Source organism: Shewanella sp. SG44-2 (assembly GCF_014164215.1).
Classification (GTDB): Bacteria; Pseudomonadota; Gammaproteobacteria; order Enterobacterales; family Shewanellaceae; genus Shewanella; species Shewanella frigidimarina.
In genome coordinates this window covers 1-11338 of sequence record NZ_JACJEU010000049.1, presented here as the reverse complement: position 1 = coordinate 11338, position 11338 = coordinate 1, and the positions used below count along the sequence as shown (strand labels likewise).

General features: G+C 40.9%; 12 protein-coding genes and 1 pseudogene. 4 read left to right on the top strand and 9 right to left on the bottom strand.

Annotated features, from left to right (window positions below):
- Positions 1–556, top strand: a pseudogene (locus H5181_RS19945) (IS630 family transposase); the annotation flags it as partial.
- Between the two features lie 314 nt (positions 557–870).
- On the opposite strand, the gene mutT reads toward H5181_RS19945, so the two are convergent.
- The 8 genes from mutT to H5181_RS19905 all read right to left on the bottom strand — a co-directional run bounded on the left by mutT (position 871) and on the right by H5181_RS19905 (position 7386).
- A complete protein-coding gene (mutT, locus tag H5181_RS19940; RefSeq protein ID WP_182751853.1) occupies positions 871–1266 on the bottom strand; it encodes an 8-oxo-dGTP diphosphatase MutT in 396 nt (131 codons plus the stop codon).
- 23 nt (positions 1267–1289) lie between these two features.
- The gene (yacG, locus tag H5181_RS19935; RefSeq protein ID WP_182751852.1) at positions 1290–1502 is read right to left on the bottom strand and encodes a DNA gyrase inhibitor YacG; all 213 of its coding nucleotides are present in this window, start codon (positions 1500–1502) and stop codon (positions 1290–1292) included.
- A 42-nt stretch (positions 1503–1544) separates the two neighbouring features.
- Positions 1545–2279: a cell division protein ZapD gene (zapD, locus tag H5181_RS19930; RefSeq protein WP_182751851.1), complete on the bottom strand. Its 735-nt coding sequence runs from the start codon at positions 2277–2279 to the stop codon at positions 1545–1547.
- Positions 2272–2901, bottom strand: coding sequence for a dephospho-CoA kinase (gene coaE / locus H5181_RS19925; protein ID WP_182751850.1), 630 nt, complete (start codon positions 2899–2901; stop codon positions 2272–2274). The genes zapD and coaE overlap by 8 nt, the downstream gene beginning before the upstream one ends.
- A complete protein-coding gene (locus H5181_RS19920) occupies positions 2898–3824 on the bottom strand; it encodes an A24 family peptidase (protein WP_182751849.1) in 927 nt (308 codons plus the stop codon). The genes coaE and H5181_RS19920 overlap by 4 nt, the downstream gene beginning before the upstream one ends.
- Before the next feature lie 30 nt (positions 3825–3854).
- Positions 3855–5117 (bottom strand): type II secretion system F family protein, encoded by a 1263-nt coding sequence (locus H5181_RS19915; protein WP_182751848.1) that lies wholly within the window; start codon positions 5115–5117, stop codon positions 3855–3857.
- 110 nt (positions 5118–5227) lie between these two features.
- Positions 5228–6934, bottom strand: coding sequence for a type IV-A pilus assembly ATPase PilB (pilB, locus tag H5181_RS19910; RefSeq protein ID WP_182751847.1), 1707 nt, complete (start codon positions 6932–6934; stop codon positions 5228–5230).
- Between the two features lie 32 nt (positions 6935–6966).
- On the bottom strand, positions 6967–7386 hold the full coding sequence (locus tag H5181_RS19905; RefSeq protein ID WP_220491850.1) for a prepilin-type N-terminal cleavage/methylation domain-containing protein: 420 nt from the start codon (positions 7384–7386) through the stop codon (positions 6967–6969).
- A gap of 687 nt (positions 7387–8073) precedes the next feature.
- On the opposite strand from H5181_RS19905, the gene H5181_RS20845 reads away from it, so the two are divergent.
- The gene (locus H5181_RS20845; RefSeq protein ID WP_259397092.1) at positions 8074–8202 is read left to right on the top strand and encodes a hypothetical protein; all 129 of its coding nucleotides are present in this window, start codon (positions 8074–8076) and stop codon (positions 8200–8202) included.
- A gap of 184 nt (positions 8203–8386) precedes the next feature.
- Here H5181_RS20845 and nadC read toward each other — a convergent pair whose 3' ends face one another.
- Positions 8387–9265 (bottom strand): carboxylating nicotinate-nucleotide diphosphorylase, encoded by an 879-nt coding sequence (nadC, locus tag H5181_RS19900; protein ID WP_123776806.1) that lies wholly within the window; start codon positions 9263–9265, stop codon positions 8387–8389.
- Between the two features lie 419 nt (positions 9266–9684).
- On the opposite strand from nadC, the gene ampD reads away from it, so the two are divergent.
- Positions 9685–10239 carry a 1,6-anhydro-N-acetylmuramyl-L-alanine amidase AmpD gene (ampD, locus tag H5181_RS19895; protein WP_182751846.1) on the top strand — a complete coding sequence of 185 codons (555 nt, stop codon included), beginning with the start codon at positions 9685–9687 and terminating at the stop codon, positions 10237–10239.
- A gap of 136 nt (positions 10240–10375) precedes the next feature.
- Complete coding sequence (ampE, locus tag H5181_RS19890) at positions 10376–11227, top strand: beta-lactamase regulator AmpE (RefSeq protein WP_182751845.1); 852 nt, start codon at positions 10376–10378, stop codon at positions 11225–11227.
- Positions 11228–11338 lie beyond the last annotated feature (111 nt).

Below are 11338 nucleotides of genomic sequence, written 5' to 3'. Positions count from 1 at the left end.
ATCCTTAACACCCCTGGTCATGTGGCGTTAGATCGCATTGATGTTTGGTTTCAAGATGAAGCTAGATTTGGTCAGCAAAATACCACGACCCGCATTTGGGCAACGAAAGGAACCCGACCACGAGCAGTAAGGCAACAACAGTTCGAATCAGCATATTTATATGGTGCGGTGTGTCCTGCAACGGGCACGACAGAGGCTATTATTGCACCGCATGCCAACAGTGAATATATGTGGGAGCATTTAACATTAATTTCAGAGGCTACCGAATCGGGTCGCCATGCTTTGGTCATCATGGACGGCGCAGGTTGGCATCAACAAGAACTGACTGAGGACTCTGATAACCTTAGTATCCTTAAGCTTCTCCCCTTTATTCCCCAGAACTCAACCCCATAGAACAAGTGTGGCAATGTCTTCGTCAGAATGAACTCGTCAATCGTTGTTCTAGTGGATATGACCATGTTGTTGAGCTGTGCTCCATTGCATGGAATCGCTTTATTGCAAATCTGAAAGGGTGATTCAATTATGTTCTAGGCGGTGGGCAATACTGATCAATTAATGTAAATGGTATTATTTCTCATTTGAAGTGGTCAACAAAAAGAAGATCATTTTTATACTGCTATTTTAGCCGCTGTTGGACCCATGTCATTGCTATCATCTATTACTATTTATCTCGATTCAGTTTTTAAGTGATTATATAATATGGTATTCGTGGCAATGAATTGTGGCTAAATGAATATACATATTAATATGCAATGAGTATTTAAAGAGAAGGAGTATTTGTGGTTGTGAATAAAAAACAGGTTTAAGTCCATTACCTTATTAGCAATGGACTTATTGTTTCAAATCGTTTTTAGATAGACAGGAGCAATATCAGAGTTCAGCTAATATCTTTTCTACGATAGGTTTATTAGCTTCAGGGAAATCATATTCCGCAATTCTATCGATCGACACCCATTCAATTTGTTGCTGCTCCATACCTTTAGCTTGGTTTGAAAATTCAGTAATTAAATGAATGTCGAGTCTGACATGTTTATCTGGATAATCATGACTGATGTCCATGAAGGGCGTTGAATTAGATACATCAAGATTAACTTCCTCTTTGAGCTCTCTGATTAACGCTTCAGTAACCGTTTCATTTGTTTCTACCTTACCGCCTGGGAATTCCCACTTTCCTCCTTGATGAAGGTGTCCGAGCCTTTTAGCCAGTAAAATGTGTTTATTTTGATTAATGATGACACCGACAGCGACATGGATTCTTTTTTGCAAGTTTTGCCCCTTATAATTTGAACTTATTGTTTGAAGAAGTCACCTTCATCAAAACCAGCATCATCCAACAGATCTAGGTCTATATCGTGCTTAACCGGAATAGCATGTTTCTCGCTAGCCCAGTCGCCAAGATCGATCAGTTTACAGCGTTCGCTGCAAAAAGGTTTAAATAGGGATTCGTCTTTCCATTCAACTTTGGTACTGCAAATTGGGCAGTTTACAACTGTTAAAGGCATAATCATTCTTAGTTATTAATATTATTAGTGATGTTAAAGTGTTTATGTGCAGGTTGCTAGTGAGAACTCAACAGTTTCACTGGTATGACGGTGTAAATCGAAATCTACAAAATGAATTGCATAACGATTTCGATTTCCGCTGACCGTAGGGTAGCAGTTTTGATTGGAATTTATTTGCACTCGAATTAATGACAACGGTTGTACAGAGTTGCCTTGATAGAAACCCACTGGAGCTTGGTATAAACCAAAATCTGCTGTCGTTCGAATGAGTTCCAGAAGTAATGCTATTGGAGCTAGTATAGGCTGGTATTGAATAAGCCAACTTTTGATATCTTGCTGTCGATGTTGCCAGTCTTTGCCAAGCCAAAAGTGCAGTTGAGGAAAGTCGAAATTACAGTATGCTCCAGTCATATTGAAACGCTGTCGTAAGGCTGAGATAAATTTGTCTTGTTTAAGGCTGCAGCCAATTCTTTCTTGTGCTTGCAGTGGCGATTTTAATGCGATTAGCTTTTGGGTGAGTTGATCCACTTGAGCGTTATCTACATTTGAGTGAGTACGCCAATGAGAAATTATCTGAATCTGTTTTTCAATATCTTTTAAAATATCGGTGCGATAATCACAACGTTCAGTTAGTTCGGTAAGAGCAAATAAAGGGCTAAAACATTGATGTTGATTATCTTTTTCGGCATGCTGTTGCAACTGTAGGGCAAGGTTTTCTATACGTAAATAACTGCGTATTTTTTCATTTAATGGTTGTTCATAAATTAAATCAGTCATTGACGTTAGTTTCTAAATCGGCTGCCTGTTGTAAGTATTGTTGGTGCAGACGAAGTACTTGACTGCGCAACAGCTCATATTCTCCTTGATTATCAATAATGTTATCAGCTTTAGCGAGTCGTTGCTCTCGAGTCATTTGACTCGCCAGAATATACTCTACCTGTTGTTTACTGACACCATCACGTTGCATCGTCCTTGAAATCTGTAACTCTGGTGCTATATCTACAACCAAAGTAGTATCAACTAAACTATCTAAATGATTCTCAAATAGCAAGGGCACTACCATTATTACATATGCAGAAGTCGATGTTTGCACTTGGTCGAGCATCTTTTGGCGGATCATTGGATGGAGTAAATTATTGAGCCACAGGCGTTGTTGAGGATTATCGAATACTTGTGCTCGCAGAGCTGCTCTATCGAGGCTACCATCGGTTAATAGCAGTGACTGACCAAAGTGTTGCGCTATTGCTTTTAATCCATCAGAGCCGATTGAGACCACTTCTCGGGCAATAACATCGGCATCCACTAAGTCTATGCCAAATTCTGCAAATAAGTTAGCCACGGTGGTTTTGCCACTGGCAATGCCGCCAGTTAAACCCACAACATACTTGTTTAAGCTCATAACGTACTAAGATACCAATTGAGAATGTCATGTCCCCATACTAACGCTATCCAGCCTGCTGCAGCAATATAAGGACCAAAGGGGATAGGGTTACCTTTGTTGAGCTGTTTAGCCATAATCATGGTAATGCCCACTATCGCGCCTACCAGTGAAGATAATAGAATAATTAGTGGTAACATTTGCCAGCCTAACCAGGCACCGAAAACGGCTAATAGTTTAAAATCACCGTAGCCCATGCCTTCTTTGCCAGTGACTAATTTAAATAACCAGAATACCGACCACAAACTTAAATACCCTGCAGCAGCGCCGATAATCGCGTCTTCAGGGCTGGTATAAATGCCTTTAAGGTTAATGATTAATCCTAACCACAGGATTGGTAACGTGAGTTGGTCCGGTAATAGCATTTCATCTAAATCGATGCCTGTTAACGCCACTAACACAAACGTTAGAATACTGGCATAAACAAATTGCCATGTAGGGCCAAAATGCCAGGCTAATGCGGCAATTAATATACCAGTTAACAGTTCAATAATGGGATAGCGGCTTGAAATACTGGTTTTGCAATCGGCACATTTACCCTTTAGCATCATCCAACCTAGTATTGGTAGATTATGCCAAGGTTTTATATTGGCTTTGCATTTAGGGCATGCAGAGCCTGGCACTACCAGATTGTATTTTTCAGGAAAGGGATCGATGGTTTTCTGTAAACGCTCACTGCCTACTTGTTTGACAATGTCAGGATGATATTCATTGAGATAAAAGTTACATTCGCTTTGCCATTCACGTTTCATCATCACCGGTAAACGGTGGATCACGACGTTAAGAAAGCTGCCAATGGTAGCAGCAAAAATAAAGCTAATCGCAATAAAGACCCAAGGGTATTGAGTCATTGTTGCAATAAAAGTTGTGATAAATTCAGTCATTTTTTCTTATTATGTAAAGTGTTATTTAATTTAACCGACAATATTACCCATTTCGAAAATAGGTAAATACATACCGACAATCAAACCGCCGACCAAAGTACCAATTACCACCATCATAATCGGCTCAATTAAGCTTGATAAGCCATCAACCGCATCATCAACTTGCATTTCGTATATGTTAGCTACTTTATTTAGCATTTCATCTAAACCACCTGATTCTTCACCAATCATCACCATTTGAATTAGCATGTCGGGGAATAACCCCGTGGTGCGCATAGCTACATTCATTTGCATGCCCGACATCACCTCTTGGCGAACTTTAAGTAGTGCTTTACGATAAACATAGTTACCTGATGCACCGGCGGCAGACTCTAACCCATCAATCAATGGCACGCCAGCGGCAAAGGTAGTCGATAAGGTACGAGCAAAACGCGACATCGCAGCTTTATGAAGAATGTCACCAATAGCAGGGATTCGAAGCACCATTTGATCAATCCGGTCTCGAAAACTCTGAGAAGTACGGTGTGCTCGTTTAAAGAGCCAGACTCCTATAAAAATTGCAATAGCAAAAAAATACCAAGATGCTTGAAGCCAGCGGGATATATTAATAATTAATTGTGTGAAAGCTGGTAATTCGGCACCAAAACCGTTAAAAATCTCTTCAAATTGTGGTACGACAAATAACAGTAATAGTGATGTTACTAATATTGCAACGATAACTACAGCAGCAGGATAGAACATGGCTTTTTTGATTTTGGATTTTAATTGTTCGGCTTTCTCGCGATAGGTGGCTATGCGGTCAAATACCGCATCGAGTGAGCCAGAGTGTTCACCGGCTGCAACTAGGTCAACGTATAAATCATCAAAATATCTTCTGTGAGGCCTTAATGCATCTGAAAGTGGAATACCTGATTGGACATCGGATAAAATAGTACCTAATAACTCACGCACTTTAGCTTTTTCATGGCCGCGACCGAGGAGCTCGATGGTAGTGACTAAAGGGACACCTGCCGCAAGCATAGTAGCAATTTGGCGAGTGATCATCGCAATGTCCATTGCGGTGATGCTTTTTTCTGTTTTAAATAATGGCGCAGACTTTTTGCGCACTCCTTTAGGTGTGACACCTTGCGCTTTTAATACACTGCGAATTTCAGCAATCGTGGAGCCTTTTAGCTCACCAGAAGTACGTTGGCCATCACGGTTGAGGCCTTTCCATTGATAGGTAAACACTTTAGGTTGATGTTTGGTGGCCTTTTTTACCTTCGCTTTTCTTTTTACTGTTGCTGTGGCCATTTAGCCAGTCCTTTTATTGTTTCACTGCATCCACTCTAAATCACTATTATCAATAGCGATTAATCAATTAAATAGCAGATATTACTATTAATGATTTGACTATAGATGAATTAAAAGCTGGTGACACGGTTAATTTCTGCGATACTTGTTACGCCGTGAATGACCTTGAGTAACCCCGATTGACGTAAATCGCGCATCCCTTGCTGCTTGGCAAGAGTGGCAATTTGGAGTGAGTTACCACCTTCCATAATCGTGCGGGCAATTTCATCACTCATTTTCATCACTTCATAAATGCCTACTCGGCCCTTATAACCACCTGAACATAACTCACAACCAACAGGTTTGAATACGGTAAAACCTTTGGCAATATCGGCTTCATTAAATCCTAGGCGTTGCAGTTCTGCAATTGGGATTACTTCTTCATGTTTACATGCTGGGCATAGGCGTCTGGCAAGTCGTTGAGCAATAATCAAGTTAACTGAACTAGCAATGTTATAACCAGGCACACCCATATTGATTAAACGGGTTAACGTTTCCGCTGCCGAATTAGTATGCAGGGTTGATAATACTAAGTGGCCCGTTTGTGCGGCTTTAATAGCAATTTCGGCGGTTTCTAAATCGCGGATTTCACCTACCATTACTACATCAGGATCTTGACGTAAGAATGAGCGAAGTGCAGAGGCGAAAGTTAAACCGGCTTTTAAATTAATGTGGACCTGATTAACCCCTTCAAGGTTAATTTCGACCGGATCTTCTGCGGTGGAGATATTACGTTCTTCGGTATTAAGAATATTGAGACCGGTGTACAAGGAGACTGTTTTACCCGAACCCGTAGGGCCAGTGACTAATATCATACCTTGTGGTTTAGCGAGCATTTCCTCGTATAATAAGCGTTGATCGTCTTCATAACCGAGCTTTTCAATACCCAGCTGGGCAGAAGAGGAATCCAAAATACGCATCACTATTTTCTCGCCCCAAATGGTCGGCAAGCTGCTGACGCGAAAATCAATCGATTTGGTACGTGACAGCTTCATTTTTATGCGGCCATCTTGTGGCACTCGACGCTCGGCGATATCGAGTTTTGACATTACCTTTAAACGGGCCGAAATCCGATTTGATAGATTGACTGGTGGCTCTGACACTTCATGCAAAATACCATCGATACGGAAGCGGATACGATAGCGCTTTTCATAGGGTTCAAAATGTAAGTCGGAAGCGCCTTTACGGATAGCATCAGTAAGGATTTTATTAATATAAATAACAATGGGGGCATCGTCACTGCTGTCACCGGTAGGTTCATCACGCCTTTCAGTATCGGTCACTTCCATATTAGCAAGTGCTTCTTCGTCCACGCCGGCTAAGTCTAAGCCTGAAATGTCATCTTCAATGATTTTTTCAAGTGCTTTTAAGAGCTTATCATCCTCAACGAGAATAGCTTCGGCATGCAAACCTAAACTAAATTGAAAGTCTTCAAGAGCGGCTATATTGGTCGGATCTGAGGTGGCAATATAAAGACGATTACCCCGTTTGAAAAGTGGTAAACATTTGTGCTTTTCTATGAGCTTTTTGTTAAGTAAGTCTTCAGAAATACTTGATATATCAAACTCATTTAAATCGAGTAGAGGAGTGCCGTATTCTTCATAGCAAAGTTCTGCAATTTCTCTAGCAGACACTATCTTAGAGGATATTAATGTAGAAACTAAGGGTTGTTTAGTCTTACGTGCATCTGATATTGCAGATGTCATAAGCTCTTCACTTAGCAAGCCTTTACGAATAAATAAGGTAGATAAACCTAAATGAAGAGCGGTATTTTGCATATATTCACTTAATTATTATGTGAACTTCAATATCAACAAAGTCCAGAGGCTAGACATGTGCCACTTTCTGTCCATTGGATTGGTGGCGTGATACCGTTTGGCGTTAAGATATATGTTACTGAGTCCACCGCTGTAGTACCTGTTGCGGTAATAATCCCATTTTCAATTGTTACTGATGTTATTACACCGCTAGCACCAACTGCAGCCGGTATGCCAAGTTTACCTGCATCCGCATCAGCTAACGCAGATAACTTTCCTGTTTGAGCTGAAACTAAAAAAGCAGTTTTAAAAGCACTCGTTGCGAGAATTACTTCTGAAAATTTAGCCTTCTTGGTATAGGTCTGATAAGCAGGCAGTGCGATTGCTGCAAGAATACCGATAATCGCGACTACGATCATTAATTCGATAAGGGTGAAACCCTTAGCGTTTTTGATTTGGTTAATACCTTTCATTTTTCTCTCCGTAAAATAGGCTGTGGCAGTTTCAATCCTAGATATTTTGCACACTTGTTTATAGTTGAGTGTGATAAATGGCAATCCATATGCCTAAGGCCTTACAGACACAAATATGTGACATTAATTGTCACGATGTCGTTTATGTCGTCGCTTGTGCATATTACTTATACCATTGTAAGCAATGGTATAAGCTTTATGAGTCCATGATGACAAGGTTTATTAATTCATTCTTTCTAAAATGTGCTTTAGAGGACTAAACCTATGAAACATATTCAGTATCACTCGTTTTATAGTTTAGCCATCGCTATGTTTATTATCCATTTGACTGTGAATTCTGTCATTAATGGATAACAACCAGCTACTTTCTTTATTGTGTCAGTATAGCATTTCGGCTGAGTTGCGATACTAGTGTAAAACGCTCGTTTTATTAATTCGTAATATCGATATCAATAAGAAAGCGTTGAATCAATGTTACACAATTGATAAAGCATAGACGTTTTTTACAACTTTATTATTGCAGTACATGGCCGAAAGGCCAACTCGCCTACGCTAAACGTTAGTATAAAAGGCTTAGAAAAGGAATAGTTTTATGATACAAATTAAAAATAAATGTCTAAAAAGGCTCTGTTTTCACATTTTCCGCACATTATACCCTATATGTTTTTTGACGTGTTAGGTGTGTGGATGATTTTATTTGACAATACTGCAACAAATGCCATTTTGCTGGCGCTTTTTTTGATGGTCGATGTGGCAGGTTTATACCCAAATTATTTCAACATCTCTGCTTTAGCGTTGTCGCAGGGTAAAAACTAAAAGGCCTAGGTTCTAGAACGCTGCGCTGTTAGATGCTATAAAATATTGGTAGCAAGCGGTGACATACGGTGACGAGAGATCGCAAGCTGTGGCAAGTGATGAGATACGAGTTAAAAGCCTAGGTTCTAGAAGCGCAGCGACCTAGCAGGACGCAGTCCGTTCTAGAACCTAGCAAATGTAAGTATTAAGCCTTTAATCTCAACGATAAATCTAATGCTTTGACATGCTTCGTCAAGGCACCTACTGAAATATAATCAACTCCAGTTTGTGCAAAGGTGGCTAGGGTGTCTAACGTGACATTACCTGAAACTTCTAACTTAGCGCCTTTATCTTGATCTTTATAACGATTATTAAGACTGACGGCATCGACCATCATGGTGACGTCAAAGTTGTCGAGCATAATGATATCGGCTCCGCCATCGAGTGCTTGGGTTAGCTCCTCAAGTGACTCTACTTCGACTTCTACTGGCTTGTTACTATCTAAAGCGCGCGCTGCTGTAATGGCTTGTGAGATGCCGCCGCAAGCCATAATGTGGTTTTCTTTGATTAAGAATGCATCGAATAAACCAATTCGATGGTTTTTGCCGCCACCGCAGGTTACTGCATATTTTTGAGCGGTGCGAAGACCTGGAATAGTTTTACGGGTATCGAGCAATTGAGTATGAGTACCTGCAAGTTTATTAACGTACAGTTTGGTTAAGCTGGCTACCCCTGACAAGGTTTGAATGAAGTTCATTGCCGTACGTTCGCCAGTTAAAATCGCGCGTGCTGGGCCAGATAGTTCGCATAACAATTGATTGGCTACAATTAAATCACCGTCATCAACATGCCAATGCAGCACGACTTCACTGCCTAGTTGATTAAATACTTGCTCTGCCCACGCTTTACCGCAAAAAACCCCATCTTCGCGGGTGATTAACGCACCGGAAACGTGTTTGTCTGCTGGGATAAGCTGAGCGGTAATATCAGCATTGAGCATATCGTGAATGGTATTATGGGCTGTGTGACCTAAGTCTTCATCAAGCGCTGTTTGCACTGCATGGCGGATGTCGTTTTCTAACATAAGCAAAGTCCTTGCTAAAGAGTGTGATAAGGCTAAACAGTATCTGCATTCAACGGAGTGTTTGTTACAGAAAGCATTTGTTAAAGATTACCATAACTTGGCTATATACTGACACTATCAAGTCGGCAATTTTCAGTGTTGGTTTTTCTATTTTATGCTGTTAAATTCAGATTGAGAATGGTTAAAGAAGCTTAACTCGGGATAATAGGCGGTGATCAAATAATTCTTTGCTCCGCTAACTGTATTGCATTGACTTACAATAAGCTTAGTACTCACATTACGAGTGATAAGTGGTCGCACCTAGTTAGCAAAGCGAATGACAAGTTTGATATCCAATAGGCCAAACATTCTGATTTTGGCTTACAATCTCATCTCTTCACTCTTGTTGAAGTTATCTAGTTATGTTTAGAAGGATGGATATGCCAAAAGGCTTATTAAAACAAGGCTGGTTAGCCAGCGCTAGAAAGTGTATTTCGCCACATTTTAATTCACGGCCAACAGATGAGGTGAGTTTGTTGGTGATCCACAATATTAGTTTACCGGCGGGTTGTTTTGGCTTACCGCACATTGATGCACTTTTTCAAGGCTGCTTAGATACTGAGGCTGACGACAGTTTTGCTGAGTTGGCAGGCTTGCAAGTCTCGGCACACTTTTTAATTCGCCGCGATGGTGAAGTAGTGCAGTATGTGAGTTGTGATGACAGAGCATGGCATGCTGGTATCTCTGAATTCAACGGGCGTACGGGCTGTAACGACTTTGCGATTGGTGTTGAGATGGAAGGCACCGATAGTAGTGGTTATACCGATGAGCAATATCATCAATTAATGCTGTTAACATTGGAGTTAATGGCGCAATATCCTATGATTAACGTAAATAATATTGTCGGCCATTGCGATATCGCACCAGGGCGTAAAACTGACCCCGGGTTTAGCTTTGATTGGCCTCGATATATGCAAGCCATTGCCGTTGCTTAGGCTAGTCTTGTGGACATAACTGTTGTTGGTCGCATTTGTTGATCGCATTTGCTGAGAGCATTTGTAGCTATCGCCCACGTAAGCACTGTTCTTTAATTGCGACAGCAGCAACTGAATAGAAGTTAAAAGGATATTCATGGCGTTATTTTCATTGTTAGTGGCAATTCTAGTTGAGCGTATGAAGCTTCTGCCGAGTGGTTGGCAGTTCGATAGTGTGATGATGCGTTACCAAAAGCAGTTTTGGGATAGCCAATCATTAAAGTCAGCAGTTGGTGTCGTGATTGCAATCGTGTTGCCTGCCTTATTAGTCCTGTTAATCAGTTTTCTGCTTGATGGCATTTTTTTTGATTTATTGAGCTTATTATTTTGGGTGTTGATATCGATTATTTGTTTTAGTCACCAAACATTACGAAGTGTGTTTAAGCAGTATATTCAAGCGGCATGTCGCGGCGATGTACAAGCTTGTTATCGTTACGCTAGCGAGTTGGATCCTACAGAGTCTTTGGATGTCGTGGACGAACAGGATTTAGGCCGCAAAGTAGGCCAAACGGTGGCGTGGATTAATTACCGCTATTACGGCGCGGTGGCATTATATTTAATATTTTTAGGCCCTGTTGGTGCCATTTTATATTGTACGGTGCGTTTTTATAGTGAGTACAACAGTAAGAATAAGCTTGAAATGCCATTGGTAGATCGTTTACAGATGATATTTGATTGGTTACCAAGTCGGGTGTTTAGCTTTGGTTATGTGTTAAGTGGCCAGTTTAGTGAAGGGTTAAGCGCTTGGCGACAATATGGTTTAAGTGTTAATACTGAAGCTAAAACAATAGTGACCCATACTGCGGTTGCCGCAGAGTCTTTACCTGAAGCAGGAGATGCGCCGTTGAGTGTGCAATCTACTTTGGCATTACTGGCATTAAGTAAGCGTAATTTTGTGTTACTGCTAACCATGGTTTCTGTATTAACTATTTTTGGTTTTGTTAGCTAGACTTTAGTGCGCTGCGCTTCTAGGGCGGACTACGTCCTGCTAGGACAGCTTCGCTGCTGAGATTCTAGGACAGCTTCGCTGCTGAGATTCTAGGACAGCTTCGCTGCTAAG